Annotated in this window: 14 protein-coding genes and 7 tRNA genes; 2 read left to right on the top strand and 19 right to left on the bottom strand. The window is 43.0% G+C overall.

The annotated features are described in order from the left end of the window. Positions 1 to 48 precede the first annotated feature (48 nt). From ACESPO_RS05740 to abc-f, 3 genes are all read right to left on the bottom strand, one after another. Positions 49 to 1065, bottom strand: a complete 1017-nt coding sequence (locus tag ACESPO_RS05740) for an aromatic acid exporter family protein (protein WP_320853073.1) — start codon at positions 1063 to 1065, stop codon at positions 49 to 51. 141 nt (positions 1066 to 1206) lie between these two features. Then, a complete protein-coding gene (hdhA, locus tag ACESPO_RS05735) occupies positions 1207 to 2004 on the bottom strand; it encodes a 7alpha-hydroxysteroid dehydrogenase (RefSeq protein WP_120105436.1) in 798 nt (265 codons plus the stop codon). A gap of 87 nt (positions 2005 to 2091) precedes the next feature. Next, entirely contained in the window at positions 2092 to 3573 is a 1482-nt protein-coding gene (abc-f, locus tag ACESPO_RS05730) for a ribosomal protection-like ABC-F family protein (RefSeq protein WP_499788610.1), read from the bottom strand. Between the two features lie 566 nt (positions 3574 to 4139). Here abc-f and add point away from each other — a divergent pair. After that, entirely contained in the window at positions 4140 to 5069 is a 930-nt protein-coding gene (gene add, locus ACESPO_RS05725) for an adenosine deaminase (RefSeq protein WP_499788588.1), read from the top strand. A 91-nt stretch (positions 5070 to 5160) separates the two neighbouring features. Here the strand turns inward: add and malQ are convergent, their stop codons facing one another. From malQ to ACESPO_RS05710, 3 genes are read right to left on the bottom strand one after another with little or no spacing between them, the layout of a single operon-like run. After that, positions 5161 to 6627, bottom strand: a complete 1467-nt coding sequence (malQ, locus tag ACESPO_RS05720; RefSeq protein ID WP_336304648.1) for a 4-alpha-glucanotransferase — start codon at positions 6625 to 6627, stop codon at positions 5161 to 5163. A gap of 12 nt (positions 6628 to 6639) precedes the next feature. Further along, positions 6640 to 8901 carry a glycogen/starch/alpha-glucan phosphorylase gene (locus ACESPO_RS05715; protein WP_336304647.1) on the bottom strand — a complete coding sequence of 754 codons (2262 nt, stop codon included), beginning with the start codon at positions 8899 to 8901 and terminating at the stop codon, positions 6640 to 6642. 40 nt (positions 8902 to 8941) lie between these two features. Further along, positions 8942 to 9136, bottom strand: a complete 195-nt coding sequence (locus tag ACESPO_RS05710) for a hypothetical protein (protein ID WP_009263076.1) — start codon at positions 9134 to 9136, stop codon at positions 8942 to 8944. A 95-nt stretch (positions 9137 to 9231) separates the two neighbouring features. Between ACESPO_RS05710 and ACESPO_RS05705 the strand changes: the two genes are divergently transcribed. Continuing rightward, complete coding sequence (locus ACESPO_RS05705) at positions 9232 to 9495, top strand: tyrosine-type recombinase/integrase (protein ID WP_412403008.1); 264 nt, start codon at positions 9232 to 9234, stop codon at positions 9493 to 9495. Between the two features lie 31 nt (positions 9496 to 9526). Here the strand turns inward: ACESPO_RS05705 and ACESPO_RS05700 are convergent. From ACESPO_RS05700 to ACESPO_RS05640, 13 genes are all read right to left on the bottom strand, one after another. Next, positions 9527 to 9606, bottom strand: a tRNA-Leu gene (locus tag ACESPO_RS05700). A gap of 32 nt (positions 9607 to 9638) precedes the next feature. After that, positions 9639 to 9711: transfer RNA gene (locus tag ACESPO_RS05695), tRNA-Lys, on the bottom strand. Positions 9712 to 9728: 17 nt separating this feature from the next. Beyond that, positions 9729 to 9800 (bottom strand) — tRNA-Gln (locus ACESPO_RS05690). 33 nt (positions 9801 to 9833) lie between these two features. After that, positions 9834 to 9907, bottom strand: a tRNA-His gene (locus tag ACESPO_RS05685). Positions 9908 to 9913: 6 nt separating this feature from the next. After that, positions 9914 to 9987: transfer RNA gene (locus ACESPO_RS05680), tRNA-Arg, on the bottom strand. Positions 9988 to 10025: 38 nt separating this feature from the next. Then, positions 10026 to 10096: transfer RNA gene (locus tag ACESPO_RS05675), tRNA-Gly, on the bottom strand. A 4-nt stretch (positions 10097 to 10100) separates the two neighbouring features. Beyond that, positions 10101 to 10175 (bottom strand) — tRNA-Pro (locus ACESPO_RS05670). A 123-nt stretch (positions 10176 to 10298) separates the two neighbouring features. Further along, positions 10299 to 10778 (bottom strand): metallophosphoesterase family protein, encoded by a 480-nt coding sequence (locus ACESPO_RS05665; RefSeq protein ID WP_009263077.1) that lies wholly within the window; start codon positions 10776 to 10778, stop codon positions 10299 to 10301. A gap of 79 nt (positions 10779 to 10857) precedes the next feature. Beyond that, positions 10858 to 11466, bottom strand: coding sequence for an XTP/dITP diphosphatase (locus ACESPO_RS05660; protein WP_009263078.1), 609 nt, complete (start codon positions 11464 to 11466; stop codon positions 10858 to 10860). A 97-nt stretch (positions 11467 to 11563) separates the two neighbouring features. Further along, positions 11564 to 12724 carry a THUMP domain-containing class I SAM-dependent RNA methyltransferase gene (locus ACESPO_RS05655; RefSeq protein WP_009263079.1) on the bottom strand — a complete coding sequence of 387 codons (1161 nt, stop codon included), beginning with the start codon at positions 12722 to 12724 and terminating at the stop codon, positions 11564 to 11566. 191 nt (positions 12725 to 12915) lie between these two features. Further along, positions 12916 to 13140 (bottom strand): hypothetical protein, encoded by a 225-nt coding sequence (locus ACESPO_RS05650; protein ID WP_009263080.1) that lies wholly within the window; start codon positions 13138 to 13140, stop codon positions 12916 to 12918. A gap of 320 nt (positions 13141 to 13460) precedes the next feature. Continuing rightward, positions 13461 to 13910 carry a DUF1700 domain-containing protein gene (locus tag ACESPO_RS05645; RefSeq protein WP_009263081.1) on the bottom strand — a complete coding sequence of 150 codons (450 nt, stop codon included), beginning with the start codon at positions 13908 to 13910 and terminating at the stop codon, positions 13461 to 13463. A 270-nt stretch (positions 13911 to 14180) separates the two neighbouring features. Beyond that, the gene (locus tag ACESPO_RS05640) at positions 14181 to 16304 is read right to left on the bottom strand and encodes a glutamine synthetase III family protein (protein ID WP_117577075.1); all 2124 of its coding nucleotides are present in this window, start codon (positions 16302 to 16304) and stop codon (positions 14181 to 14183) included. Positions 16305 to 16356: the final 52 nt, after the last annotated feature.

Genomic DNA, 16356 nt, shown 5'->3' with positions numbered 1-16356 from the left:
TATTTTACAGAAATGCTGTTCTCTTTTTGACCTACATTTGTGCTTACTCTATTCTTCCCAGTAAATTCTTCTCTGTCGCTCATCCAAGCCTTCCACAAATCTTCGATTAAAAATGAGAAATTCTTCGAGATCCATCAAAATATGGTATAACTTTGCCCGACTCTCAAAATCATCCGTTGTCTTTGGCAATTCATAGTAATGAATTTCATCAAATAATTCATGTAATTTCTCGATCTGTGGAGTAGGATCATTTTTCTCTGTCACAAATGGTCGCAGATAGGAGATGTAATCCGCAACGATATCTGCTTCTTTCGGGATATAACGAATCTTTTTCATCTCATAATGCAGGTTGTGCAACACATTACATTGCTTTGTACGCATTTCAAAATAGTCGATGTAATATCCCGGATGAGACTGAAATGTATTGTTCTGGTATTCATATGCGGCTTCTACATGGTATTCCAATTTCTTCTCCAACGCGATAATATCATCCCACACATTCTCATCCATCGGAATGTTCCGGAGATATTTCTCCAACTCTTCCATAATCTGCTGAAGTTTTCTCTCTACATACCGCATATCTTCCACAAGACTTCTCTGCTGTGCATTATTATAATGAAACAGATTCAACACCGCTGCAAATCCAATCCCGATCAGTACAAGAAGAAATTCATTGAGAATAAATTCCAGACTGAAATCGTGTGTCATCAAAAAATGAGTTCCCGTTACTGCATTGACCGAGATCGTCGCTTTCAATCCCGTCCATTCTGAGAACACAACCAGAAGAAATATAAACAATCCGTATGCCAGCCACTCACTGTGCATATGCTGGAAAAAGGTCCACGCAACAATCACCGACAACAAAAAAGTAATGACCCGATACATCGAAAGCTTCAGTGTATCCCATTTCGTCGGTACAATTGAAAGCAGTGTAATGATCCCTGCCGTCGTTGCATACTCCAGATTCAGTGCCATTGCAATAGAAATCGCCCCACAGCTTCCAACTGCAATCTTCGCTGCTTGAAAAATAATCTTTCCAATCTTAATCTTGTATTCTTTATCCACTCGTTCTCTCCATTTCTTTGTAATTTCTTTATATTATTTTAGCAGTAAGCATCAAAAATTACAAAGATTTTTTCTCTTTTCGTCTCCTTTTATAAGCACATTTGTAAACCTATTTTCCGTTCTTCCTGCAATCACCTTGCTTTATCTTCTATCTGTCCGCTCAATCATATCTCCGTATACCGGTGTAGGCATCCCAAATCCTCCGGAGACATCCATGATCTGCCCTGTTGTATAGGCTGCATCATCACTCGCAAAATAGACAACCGCTGCTGCAATTTCTTCTGGTTCTCCCATCCTCCGGATCGGAGTATGTTTTAAAAAGAACTCTCGGAAATCATCTGACAGATTATCTTTGACCGCATCTGTTGCCGTCATTCCCGGAAGCACTGCATTACAGCGGATGTTATCTCTTGCCGCCTGCACTGCGATCAACTTTGTCATATAATTAATTGCCGCTTTGCTCGTTCCATAAGCAATCTGCGAGATATCCGGACGAAGTCCTCCGATGGAAGAAATATTGATAATACTTCCACCGCCCTGCTTTGCCATATGTGGGATCACTGCCTGTACCGGAAGAAATACACTCGCCAGATTCATATCCAATGTTCCAATAAATTCCTCGTATTCTGTACTTTTGATATCCAAATCTTTCTTCGGATTGGATGTTCCGAAATTATTGACGAGAACATCGATCCTTCCTTCCTGGCGGATCACTTCCTCTACCATTGTGCGATAGCTGTCCTTGTCGGAAGCATCGTTAAATACCGTCTTCACTGTATAACCCTGCTCATTTAACTCTTGTGCACGCGCCTCTGCACGCTCCATATTTCTCGCTGCCATATAGACAACCGCTCCTTCTTTTGCACATCTAACCGCACAAGCCAGTCCAATTCCTCTTGTAGAAGCTGTGATCAGTACAACTTTTCCTTTTAAACGCATGTGAAAAATACCTCCTTTATCTTTTTTCTACCATAACGCATTTCCTTGAAAATAGCAATGCCGATGCACGGTATCCTCACAGTTTGATCAATCCTGCGTACACTGGATTTCCACATATCTCGCCCCGATCTTCTCCCCGAAAAATCTGTCATGCTCCACCAGAAACATCGTCGGACGATAGGTCTGTATCAGCTCTTCGATCTGTGTTCTGGAAAACAGATCAATAAAATTCAGCGGTTCATCCCAGATATAGAGGTGTGCCTGCTCACAGAGACTTTTTGCAAGCAGTACTTTCTTTTTCTGCCCTCCACTGTAAGATTCGATTGGTTTTTCAAACTGTACCCGGGAAAAATCCAGTTTTCGCAGTAACGCTTTCAAAAGTGTTGGATCCACTCCTTCTTTTATTGCAAATTCATCAATCATCCCACAAAGCTGCTCTGCATCCTGAGAAACATAAGATATTTTCAAGCCGGAGGCAACCTCTAATTTGCCCCGATAAGAAATAGCTTCTCCCAGAATCCGCTTTAGCATACTTGATTTTCCACATCCATTTTTCCCTCTTAGAATGACCTGTTCCCCATTTTTCACTTCAAAATTCAGTGGACCTGTCACCTTCTTTTCTCCGTAAAATAGCTCCAGATTTTCTGCCCTGATTACCGTTTCTCTGTGATGTCTGAGTGGAAACAGTTTTAATTCTTCCGCTTTTTCTAGATTTTTCAACAGTTTTTTCTTCTCCTCTACTGCCTTCTGCGCCCGCTGTTCGATCACAAGCGCCCGCTTCATCATCCTCGCCGCCTGATGACCGATATACCCACGGTCTACCGGACCATTCCCGACCTTACTTTTTTCGATCTGATCCGACCATCCTGATGTTCTTCCCGCCGCCTTTGTAAGCTTTCCAATCTCTTTTTTCAAACGCTCCTGTTCATCAGCCTCATAAGCATCTTTTCGCTCTTTATTTTCCTGCCACACAGTGAAATTCCCCTGGCAGATCTCAATTCCCTCTTTGTTAATTGCCAGTATGTGATCCACACATCCATCTAGAAAATATCTATCATGGGAAACTAAAAGAAATCCTTTCTTCTTTTTCAAATATGCCATTACAATCTCCCTTGTATCCAGATCCAGATGATTGGTCGGCTCATCTATTAACAGAAATGCATTCTCCTTTGCAAACAATACTGCCAGCAGTACCTTTGTCTGCTCTCCGTTGCTGAGTGTCTCAAACGGACGGTACAACACTTCTGCATCAGTATCCATCAAAGACAATTCTCTGCATATCCTCCAAAGTTCATACAACGGATCCACTTCCTCCACAATATCAATCGTCATCTTCTCCTGATTTTCTACCGAAAATGGAAAATATTCAAAAGTCACTGCACTTGTGATTGTGCCTCGGTATTCATAAATCCCTTCCAATAATTTTAAAAGCGTGGTCTTGCCTCTTCCATTTCTTCCGATCAGACCAAGTTTCCAGTCCGTATCGATCCGAAACGAAACATGCTCAAAAATATTATCATAGCTTCCTTCATAATAAAATGTTAAGTCATTCACACAAATCTGCGACATCTTTACCCCTCCATCTTTTTGCTGTGCATCTGATGGAAAATCTACTCCTAATAAATCCAACAAAGTTCGTTGCCTTCCTTACAACCTCTCTGTCACATCCCATAGTATTCCGAAGAAAGTTTCTGCGTAATAAAAAAGACACAGAACGCTTCAAAAACTTTCTGCATCTTCAAACATCCCACTCCTGCTCATCTGCGGTTATGGACATACTGCTTATGTTCTCTTGTTATTATATCTCTACGCTACAGCTTGTGCCGCAACATAATAAGACTGCGAAAGATTTTCCTGCAAATGCACAAACATACAAAATACAATCTGCCCATCCAACGATTCTTGGCAGACTATTTTTCCTTCTTGTGCCTGTTTAGTTTTTACTATTTGCAAGAAATACTGCTCATCTTTCCAGCTCCTATCCTCTTCTTATTGATTCCGAGAAACTATTTCTTCTGAATCTATCCACACTTTATCACAATTTTTCAAAGGTTGTCAACACGAAAATGTTTGTATCCCCCTTCGCAATCAGTTATACTGAAAGCAACTAACAGACTGAATATAGAGGAGGACTTATGTTGAATATAAAAGAATTGAAAAAAACAGATTTACATTGTCACCTGGACGGATCCCTTTCCGCCACTACACTTTCCCATTTTTTGCATCGTACACCAGATTTTTCCGAACTTTCGGTAGATGATTCCTGCACTTCCCTCACGGAGTATTTAAAGAAATTCGATCTCCCGCTGCACTGTCTTCAGACAAAAGCGAACTTAGAACTGGCTGCATACACATTCTTAAAAGAACTTGCTGCAGACCAGATGAAATACATCGAAGTTCGGTTTGCCCCTACACTCTCCACGCAGGATGGTCTCTCCTGTGAAGACGTGATTGAGAGTGTCCTGCGGGGACTGGAAAAAGGAAAATCTGAGACAGGAATTGATTATAATGTGATCACCTGTGCAATGCGCCATTTTGCGCCAGAGCAGAATATGCAGCTCCTTGACAGTATGGAAAAATATGTCGGACACGGTGTCTGCGCGCTTGACCTTGCCGGAGATGAGTCAAAGTTTCCAAATCCTCTTTTTCATGAACTCTTTGAGGAGGCAAGACACCGAAAGATTCCTTTTGTCATCCATTCTGGTGAGACTGGCAATGTGGAAAATGTCCGCACAGCCATGGAGTACGGCGCAGCCCGCATCGGCCATGGTCTTGCACTGATTCAAGATCCGGACCTGATGCAGGAGATTGCCCGAAGAGGAATCGGAATCGAAATGTGCCCGACAAGCAATCTCCAAACACATGCTATCGACAGCTGGAACAATTACCCACTCGATACCTTCTTACATGCAGGCGTCAAAGTCAGTGTCAACACCGACAACCGCACCGTCAGCAACACAAGGATGGCCCATGAATTAGAGCGCATTCAGAAATTATACGGAAGCGATGATATCATCCGCCAGGTTATAAAGAATGCAGAAGAGACTGCTTTCAAAAACCTCTAACAATTACACCAAAATACAAGGAGGAATTGACCCAAACGAGCCAATTCCTCCTTGTGCAATTTAATCTCTTTTCTATATAAATAATTCTTTCTTATCTGTCAATAAACTGCCTTCTATATTTTTTCAGTCCACTCTCAATTTTCTCCAGTTTAGGCATTCTCCACTCCCAATTTGGACTCTCCACCGTTCCTGGCGTGTTCAGATGTGCCTCTTTTCCCATTCCAAGAATATCCGCAAGCGGAATGATCGCATACTCCGCCCTGCTCTTTAACGTGTAGGTGAGCAGACGCTCTTTCACGGATCCCTGCCGGATACCTTCTCTTGATAGGAAACGGCGCACTTTTCGTTTCTCTGCCACAGACAAACCCTCATACCATTCCATTAATGTATCATTGTCATGAGTTCCCGTGTAAATAATCATATTTTCCACATCGCCAAAAATATCTTTTGCATATTTTCCCGTAGGGTCGATGGAAAATATTAGAACCTTCATACCTTTTAAGTGATAATGTTCCTTTAATTCCAGCACTTCCGGTCGAAGATCTCCGAGATCTTCTGCCACCAGGTTCACTCCCGGGATCTGCTCCAGAAGGGTGTCGATCACTTCATATCCCGGCGCCAGGATCCACTCTCCCTCAACAGCTGTCGGACAAGATGCCGGAATTTTCCAAAATGTATCAAATGCCCGGAAATGATCGATACGAATAATGTCAAACAAGCGACTGCTGTACCCGATCCGATCCACCCAGAACTGATAGTTCTGCTTTTTCAGATACTCCCAGTCATAGATTGGATTCCCCCATCTCTGTCCGGTCGCGCTGAAATAATCCGGCGGCACGCCCGCGATAAAGATCGGTCTTCCATCTGTGTCGAGAAGAAAGTTTTTCTTTCCCGCCCACACATCGACAGAATCCACCCCGACATAGAACGGCACGTCCCCCATAATGCGGATCCCATTTGCATTTGCAGCATTCTTCATTTCCATCCACTGGCAGTAAAACAGATACTGCAAGAAGATCTGATAGTCTGCCTCTTCTCTGACCGCTTTCGCAACTTCCGTTTTGTGTTCCGGCCAGTTTTTATGTTCCGGCTTCCAGTCATTCCAGCAGAGTCCTCCGTTTGCTTTCTTAAATGCACGGAACAGTCCGTATTCCTGCACCCATTTCTGTGCAGCAAACGTCTGATACTCCTCTGTCTGGTCCAATCCTTTTTCGATAAATGCCTGAAATGCCTCCCGCAGATACGTTTCTTTCCACGTCCGCACCTGCTCATACTGCACCCTCGTACTTCCTGCAAGCTCTGACACCGGAAGTTCTTTTAAAAGCTTCTGTTCCCACAATTTTTCGAGACTGATGTATATCTCATCCCCGGCGCAAGAAGAGTACGGCTGATACGGAGAATTTCCGTAGCCAACCGGATTGAGCGGCAAAATTTGCCATATTTTCACACCGGAGGCACTCAGATATCCGATAAATTTTTCTGTCTCTTTTCCCAGTTCTCCGACTCCCGTGTGTGACGGGAGCGAAGATACGGGCATCAATATCCCTGTTTCTCTCATGTTCGTTTCCTCTTATGATAATTGCCAGATATCTCTGTTGTACTCAGCGATTGTACGATCTGCGGAGAAATACCCTGCCTTTGCGATGTTGACAAGCGCTTTCTTTGCCCACGCGGTCTGATCCTCATAATCTGCGAGCATTTCTTCTTTCTTCTGAATATATTCTCTGATATCCAGAAGCGCCATGAACCAGTCTTTGGACACGATTTCTTTGTAGAGTCTTCCAAGGTTCACCGGATCTCCAATCTGAATCATCTCCTTGCTGATAATGAAGTCCACAAGCTCTTCTACGGTGGTATCACTCTCATAAATCTCTCTCGAGCAATAAGAAGCATCCTCATAAAGTTTGATGACTTCCTCCGATTTCTTTCCAAAAATATAGATATTCTCATCGCCGACAAGCTCGTGGATTTCCACATTTGCCCCGTCTTCCGTTCCAAGTGTGACTGCGCCATTTAACATAAACTTCATATTTCCGGTTCCGGATGCTTCCTTGGATGCAAGGGAAATCTGCTCAGAAATATCACATGCCGGAATCAATTTTTCTGCCTTTGTCACGTTATAATTCTCTACCATGACAATCTTCATATGTTTGCTCACGATCGGATCATTTTCAATCAGCTGCTGCAGACAGAGGATCAGATGGATAATATCTTTTGCGATTGTGTAAGCCGGCGCTGCCTTTGCTCCGAAGATCATTGTGATCGGACGTTTCGGAAGATTCCCTTTTTTGATCTCTTTGTATTTATAGATTGCATAGAGTGCATTCATCTGCTGTCTCTTGTACTCATGCAGACGTTTGATCTGAATGTCAAATACAGAATTGGTGTCAATCTCCACATGCTGTGTCCGCTTCAGATAATCCGCAAGCTCCTGTTTGGAGTGCATTTTGATCTCTCTTAACGTTTTCAGCACCTGCTCGTCATCTTTGTATGCAAGCAATTTCTCCAGATGCTTGGCATCTTCCATATATTCCGATCCGATCAGTTCTTTCAGATAGGCAGCCAGTTCTGGATTACAGTGCACGAGCCATCTTCGGAAGGTAATCCCATTTGTCTTATTATTGAATTTCTCCGGATAAATGTCATAGAACGGTTTCAGTTCCGATTCTTCCAAAATCTGTGTGTGAAGCGCTGCAACCCCATTGACTGCATATCCAAAATGAATATCGATGTGTGCCATATGTACACGGTCCATCTCATCGATGATATACACACGCTCGTCATGGTAATCTCTTCTGACACGCGCATCCAGTTCCCGGATGATTGGCATCAGATGCGGCACCACTTTCTCGAGATAAGCCACCGGCCATTTTTCCAACGCCTCTGCAAGGATCGTATGATTTGTGTATGCACATGTCTTTCTCACAACATCGATTGCGGTATCCATATTAAATCCTCTCTGCATCAGAAGACGGATCAATTCCGGGATCACCATCGTCGGATGGGTATCGTTGATCTGCACTGCCACATGCTCATGGAGTCTGTAAAGGTCATATCCATGTTCCTCTGCCTCTTTTAAGATCAGCTGCGCGGCATTGCTCACCATAAAATACTGCTGGTAGATACGGAGTAACTGTCCTGCCTCATCGCTGTCATCCGGATAGAGGAACAACGTCAGGTTTCTCGGGATATCTGTCTTATCAAAATCGATTCCGTCCCGGATAATGGATTCATCTACCGTATCTACATCGAATAAGTGGAGACGATTGCATCCATTTCTATATCCCGGCACGTCGATATCGTACATCGTGGAAGTCAGCGTAAAGTCTTTAAACGGCACTTCAAACTGCACGTCTGTCTTTGTGAGCCAGCTAAGATCTGTGATCCATGGATTTTTCTCTTCCTTCTGCTTATGATCTGCAAACGTCTGACGGAACAGCCCGTCGTGGTAGTTCAGACCAACACCGTCTCCATTCAATCCGAGTGTGGCAATCGAATCTAAAAAACATGCTGCAAGACGTCCCAAGCCCCCATTTCCGAGAGAAGGCTCCTGCTCGATCTCCTCGATCTCCGTGATCTGATGTCCATGCTTTTCTAACACTTCTTTTGTCTCCTCAAACAATCCGAGGTTGATCAGGTTATTTGACAGCAATTTCCCAATCAGAAATTCTGCTGAAATATAATAAAGCTTCTTCTTTCCTTCATTTCGCTTTGCACCTTTCATCTTCTCCTTCGTGAGAATAAAAAGTGCTGTATAGATTTCTTTGTTCGATGCTTCTTTGATTGTTTTTTGATAGCGTTCCTGCAAAATCTGTTCTAATAATTTTTCCATCTGAGCTCTCCTTATCCTTTCTCAATTGCCTCACTACTATTTATTTTTTCACTTCTTCAATAAATTCTTTCATCATCCTTGTAAGTTGTGTGCCCATCGCAACACCTACTTCTTTACAAACTTCTTTGAACTCTTCAGCTACTTCCTTATCGACTTTGTATGTCTTCGGAACTAACCCTGCTTTCTCATCCCACTTATCTTGCGGTCTGTTTTTCTTTTCCTCACTGTTTTGCATGCGCACCTCTCACCTCCCTACAAGTATATAATATCATATACGTATACGTATATCAACATTTTTCTCTGATCATCAAATTATTTTCAGGATACTGAATAAAAATAAAAGACCGATTTAAAGATATTTTGGAAAGAGCCGGAATACCTCATTTTCGCTTCCACGATTTAAGGCATTATTGCGCGAGCGTGCAACACGCCCTCGGAATTCCGGATGCTTATATCATGCAGCGTGGCGGCTGGGGTAATGATCGAGTATTAAAAGAAGTTTATAGACATGCTCTGAAAGATAAAGTATCAGAAATGGATGATAAAGCCAATAACTATTTTGAGTCTATGCAACACGAAATGCAACACAAATAAAAAAAGTGCCTTATTCTAGGCACTTTTAGGCTGCGGATGACAGGAATCGAACCTGCACGGTCTCCCACTAGATCCTAAGTCTAGCGCGTCTGCCAGTTCCGCCACATCCGCATAAATAAAGAACAAGCCTAGGCTTGTTCTAGTGAAGCATCGGGGATTCGAACCCCGGACAACTTGATTAAAAGTCAAGTGCTCTACCGACTGAGCTAATGCTCCATAATATAAAACTTCAACTGGGCTAGTTGGATTCGAACCAACGAATGCAGGAGTCAAAGTCCTGTGCCTTACCGCTTGGCGATAGCCCATCATGCATCGCCTAAAAATAGGCAAAAAATAAGGGTGGATAGTGGGACTCGAACCCACGATATCCAGAACCACAATCTGGCGCGCTAACCAACTGCACCATACCCACCATAAGCGTGCTTGAAGGGATTCGAACCCCTGACCCACGGCTTAGAAGGCCGTTGCTCTATCCAACTGAGCTACAAACACGCATTCTTTTTTCTTCCTAACAGCTAAGGCTCTAGGAAAGCGGGTGATGGGAATCGAACCCACGTATCTAGCTTGGAAGGCTAGTGTTCTACCATTGAACTACACCCGCGGAGTCGGGGTGACAGGATTCGAACCTGCGACCTCCTGGTCCCAAACCAGGCGCTCTAGCCAAGCTGAGCCACACCCCGTAGTTGCTATTTTGTGTTTTTGTTTTTGTCTCTGTCCTTAAGACAAGAGTTATTATATTATAGCAACAAACAAAAGTCAACACTTTTTTCTAATTTTTTTTATTTTTTTATTCATTTGGCACTTTATACAAAACATTGCTCAAAATATGCTTTTCCATTGTGATCTATTTCCATAATCATATACCCTGCACGGCGATCTGCCTGCCTTGGATAAGAAAGACTTCCCGGATTGAGCACAGTAAGATTTCCATCTACTTCCAGATGCGGCACATGAGTATGTCCATACATTACAATATCTACCCCTCGTCTTCTTGCCTCTTTTTTCAGTTCTTTCGTTCCCATAGAGACATAGTAAGAGTGCCCATGTGTGATAAACACTCTATACTTTCCTATAAAAAACTCCTGCTCCCTGCTCAGATCTGAAAAGAAATCATTATTTCCCGCAATAATATGTGTCTCACAGTCTGCCAGTGCACAGATGTAGTCTTCTCCCCCCTCTACATCTCCAAGATGGACCAGCATGTCAATCGGTCCCTCTCTGTCCAGAACCTCCTCCAGATTCCGGTGTCTCCCATGCGTATCGCTCACGATCAGTATCTTCATTCTTTCACCTGTCATTTTCTTCGAATATTATTTTAGCGTTTCCTTTTTTCGGAACACGAACCTTTTATTTCTTTGGATCCTAATCTTCCTGCTGCATTTTTTGTTCGATAATCCCTCTCATCAAACGGAGTGCCTTTCCCCTGTGGCTAAGTTCATTCTTCTTTTCCGGGTCCAGTTCTGCAGTTGTACATCCGTATTCTGGAAGATAAAAAATCGGATCATATCCAAATCCATGTTCTCCGGCAATCTCATATCCAATCCGCCCCTCAATAGTACCTCTTACAGTCTCTTTGCTTCCATCTGGAAATACTGCTGCGATTGCACAGACAAATCTTGCTGTGCGCTTCTCATCTGGAACTCCTTCCAAACGCTGCAGCAAAAGATTATTTTTAATCTCATAAGAAGTATCTGTTCCTGCATATCTCGCCGAATAGATACCCGGTTCTTTATTCAAATAATCAATTTCCAATCCCGAATCATCTGCCAGCACGATTGCATCTGTCAATTTTGCAATCGCTTCTGCCTTGATCATCGCATTTTCTTCAAATGTGGTTCCATCTTCCACGATATCCACGTCAATCCCAGCCTCTTTCATTGAGGATACCACAATTCCGAGATCCTCTAAAATCATCTGGATTTCTTTCATTTTATCTTGGTTCCCTGTCGCAAATATGATCTTTCTTTCCATGTTCTTTCTCCCTGTCCCTTTTTGCAAGCAGGATACAGATCCTTTTCTTTGCACATCCATATCCTGCATTGTCATTCACTTTCTATTTATGTTCTGTCTAAATTTCCGGATATTTCTTCCTTCTCGGCGGCTTTGGACCGAGGAATTGATAAAAGTACGTCTTTAGCATTCCATTGTAAATCTTTCGGTTCTTGTCTGCTTTCCTTCCAAAATACCGTTCCGTTTCCTCATAACTCGTAATCATATATGCCGACCAGCTGTCCAGCTTCTTAAAGCTCTCACCGAATTCTCTATACAGAGCCGGAAGTGCAGACTTTTCCTCAAGTCTCTCTCCATATGGAGGGTTGGTGATGATAAATCCATACTTCTTTGGATGTCTTAAATCCTTTACTGCCCGCTCCTGAAAATGAATCAAATGCTCTACGCCTGCCTCTCTCGCATTCTCTCTGGCCGCTTTTACAACTTCCCCATCAATATCATATCCCTGAATATCCACTTCAATATCATCGTCAATCAGGCTATTCGCCTCATCCACCGCCTCGTACCAGAGTTTTCGCGGAATCAAGTTTGTCCACTCCTCCGCCGTGAAAGAGCGATTCATCCCCGGTGCGATATTGGCAGCGATCATCGCCGCCTCAATTGGAAATGTCCCACTTCCACAGAATGGATCTATAAAAATCCTGTCTTTTTTCCACGGTGTCAACAAAATCAAAGCGGCTGCCAATGTCTCTGTAATCGGCGCTTTGCTGGACAACTGACGATATCCTCTCTTATGAAGAGAAACTCCCGAAGTGTCGATTCCTACCGTCACGATATCTTTCATTAAAAATACCCTCACCGGATAAGACGCCCCATTCTCTTCGAACCAGTCAATATGATAATGCTGCTTCATCCGGTTAACCATCGCCTTTTTCATGATAGACTGAATATCTGAAGGACTGAACAATTTACTCTTTACAGAAGCGGCCTTGGCCACCCAAAATTTTCCATCCTCCGGAATATATTTTTCCCACGGGATCTCCTTGGTCCGCTCGAACAATTCATCAAACGTCACTGCTTTGAAACTTCCAACCTTCAGCAGCACTCTCTCCGCGGTCCGCAAAAACACATTCGCCCGGCAAATCGCACTTGCATCCCCGGCAAAAGTCACTCTTCCATCTTCTACATTTATAATCTCATATCCTAAATCTTGTATTTCTCTCTTTAAAACTGCTTCCAGCCCAAAATGGCATGGTGCAATCAGTTCCAGTTTCTCCATCTTCTTCCTCCCGATGTTCTGTATTTCATTTTTATGATACCGCAACTTGTCTGGATGCACAACTATTTTCGCATCAATAAAAAAGCCTCCGGCGGTATTTTCATACTACCAAAGGCTTTCTGTCAGATTCTTTTAAAAGTATTCCTATTTAAGACATTTGAAGTATTACAGCGCTGGCTCTTTTCTGCTGATTAGTAATCGCAATTTCCGTAAGAATTTTCGTTGCTCTCTGAATTCTTATTTTTGTTAGATGCTTTGCTGCTGTTTTTTGATGTCATTCGATCCGATGTCTTGTTGCTATTTTTTGATGTCATTCGATCTGAAGCTTTGCTGCTGTTTCCGGAATATCCATCAGAATAAGATGAATAAGATTCACTGTTTTTGGCTTTGTTTGTTGTTTTCGCATTCTTTGCCATTTTAAATTTCCTCCTGCAATTTGCTGCTCACTCGTGAATAGTTACATTCTTATTATCCCTGTTCAGTAAAAAACTATGCAGCTTCCGGAGGTTTTGCATTTGTAAATTTTGCCAATATTTTGCTTTTTTTCTAATTTAAGCTTGCTTTTTATTACGTATTATATTATACTACTGCTTGTAGGAAGGAAACTTCTTACAACCCCTTATTAATTATTTATACTCCCCTCAAAAGACCGTTGGCTCCCCCAACGGTCTTTTATTTTGCTATTTTAGGCTTATTCTCCCCACTTTTCCCCATTTTTACTATTTTCAGATTCTTCTCACCGCCTGTGATTTTCTACGATTCGCAGCACAATCCAAATCACAAGAAGAGGAACCAGCACAGGTGCCAACATACTGATCAACCCAGTGAGCAACGAAATTACAAGCACCAAAATCAGCACAATCCCGACACAAACTGCCGCTATCTTCCATCCGGTAATTTTCTTAATCTTTATCTCCGGTGTTCCAAATGGTGCCTCCTGCTCTGCCTCTTCATAATCGGCATATGTGTATTGATCCTCCGTTTCATTTAAAGGAGAGTCAATGATAGACCTTGCGATCACCCACGGATCCCCGAGAAGATCCATCACTTCCTTCTCTGACTTTCCATTTTTGACTTCCTCTGCAATATAACTTCGGTAATAGTCCACATGCTCTCTGACCTTTGCCGGATTCATCTCGGCTTCCAAAGCATGCTCCAACTGTTTTAAAAATTCATGTCTATTCATCTATTTCCCCCAGATTTCCTGTATCTACTTGACACTCCCACAACAAATGCCGAAGAGAATGCCTTCCATGCAGTCACAGTCCCTTATGACAAACAGTCCCCCGCCAGGCAGACCAGGCGGGGGACTGTCTGATGTTTCTTATCTTCTTTCAAAATAAAGAATAACATAAACTTCTTTTGAATCCAATAGGAACATCCTTAATATTTTATTAAAAGAATCTAAGAATTTTTACAATTTCCACTATTCTATCTTCACAACAAAAGATCTGTACTATACCTCAAACAGAAGGTCTCCATAAGATGGCATCGGCCAAATATTTTTATCAACAATCATCTCCAGCTGATCGACCGGACGACGCAGATGCTCCATCGCAGGCACAACATGACGTTCAAAAAAGCATGCCTGCTCCATTCCTTCCTCTTTCTTTGCAGCTTCTTCTGTTACTTTCTCCAGCTCTTTTAGCGCATTCTTTGTCTCTGCAAGAAGATTCGATGACTGGGTAAGAAGTTCTTCCTGCACATCGATCACCGCTACTGCACATGCCTGACGCACTTCATTGATAGACTTCGCAAGCGATGTAATATAGGTGATCACTGCCGGAATGATATGTTTGCTTGCAATATCGATCATTGCTCTCGCCTCAATATTTACCGCTTTGGCATATGCCTCATATTTGATTTCCGCTCTTGACTCTAATTCTGCTCTTGTAAATACACCGAATTTTTCAAAGACTTCAACCGATTCCTCTTCTACCAATGCCGGAATCGTATCTACCATTGTTTTTAAATTCGGAAGCCCTCTCCGCTTTGCTTCCTCAACCCACTCATCTGAGTACCCATTTCCGCTGAAAACGATTCTCTGGTGTTCGTAAGCATATTTTTTGATCAGATCATGGACACCTCTGTCAAAATCTTCTGCCTCTTCCAGATAATCACATGCCTCCGCAAATGCTTCCGCCACAATTGTATTTAAAATGACATTTGGCGCTGCAACCGAATCTCTGGAACCAACCATACGGAACTCAAATTTGTTCCCAGTAAACGCAAATGGTGAAGTACGATTTCGGTCTGTTGCATCTTTCGTAAAATCAGGAAGTGTCGACACGCCAGTGTGCAGTCGTTCGCCTTTCAGACTATGTGTCGCTTCTCCTGTACTGATCAGCTGCTCCAAAACATCCTCCAGCTGTTCTCCAAGAAAGACAGAAATAATTGCCGGCGGCGCCTCATTTGCCCCGAGACGCTGATCATTTCCTACATCTGCTGCTGACTCTCTCAAAAGTTTCGCATGGCGGTCTACCGCTCTTAATACGCAAGTGAGCACAAGAAGAAACTGGATATTATCGTGCGGCGTCTTTCCTGGATCCAGCAAATTGATTCCATCATCAGTCGTCAGCGACCAGTTATTATGTTTTCCTGATCCATTCACTCCTGCAAACGGCTTTTCATGAAGCAGGCACTGAAGGTTATGTTTGTATGCCACCTGCTTTAATGTCTCCATGACAAGCTGATTATGATCCACTGCCACATTGCACTGTGCATAGATCGGAGCAAGTTCATGCTGAGCAGGAGCCACCTCATTGTGCTGCGTCTTTGCAGATACCCCAAGCTTCCACAGTTCCTTGTTCACATCTTTCATAAACGCTGCAATTCGTTCTCTGATCGCACCAAAATAATGATCGTCAAGTTCTTGTCCTTTCGGCGGCATTGCTCCGAACAGTGTTCTTCCTGTGAATACAAGATCCTTTCTCTTTAAATACTTTTCCCGATCTACAAGAAAGTATTCCTGCTCTGCCCCTACCGATGGGATTACTTTAGAAGAGGTCGTATTTCCAAACAGACGAAGGAGACGCATTGCCTCCTTATCGATTGCCTCCATCGAGCGCAGCAGCGGAGTCTTTTGATCGAGCGCCTCTCCATTGTACGAACAGAATGCTGTCGGAATATATAAAATTGCTCCATTTCCCTCCGCATCTTTTTTCACAAATGCAGGAGAAGTACAATCCCATGCCGTATATCCTCTCGCCTCAAATGTGGCGCGCAATCCTCCGGAAGGAAAGGAGGAAGCATCTGGTTCCCCTTTGACAAGTTCCTTGCCTGAGAATTCCATCAGTACTTTTCCGTCCTGCTTCGGTGCAGAAATAAATGCATCATGCTTTTCTGCCGTCGCTCCTGTCAGAGGCTGGAACCAATGAGAGTAGTGTGTTGCCCCCTTCTCAATCGCCCACTCTTTCATCTCATGTGCGACAACATCAGCAATGGAAGTCTCTAACTCCTTTCCTTCCTGAATCGTCTTCTTTAATTCTCTATATACTTTCTTCGGCAGACGTTCCTGCATGACAGCATCATTAAAGACATTTTCCCCAAAGATTTCCGTTACCTTCATTACTTCACTCATATTCCCATCCTTCCAAATATTTGTTTCGCTTTTGTTTTCGTTTTCAAATACA

The sequence above is a fragment of the Coprococcus sp. HPP0074 genome, assembly GCF_964238105.1.
GTDB classification, from domain to species: Bacteria; Bacillota; Clostridia; order Lachnospirales; family Lachnospiraceae; genus Faecalimonas; species Faecalimonas umbilicata.
The sequence above is the reverse complement of the archived record's forward strand: the minus strand, read 5'-3'. Positions and strand labels throughout refer to the sequence as shown.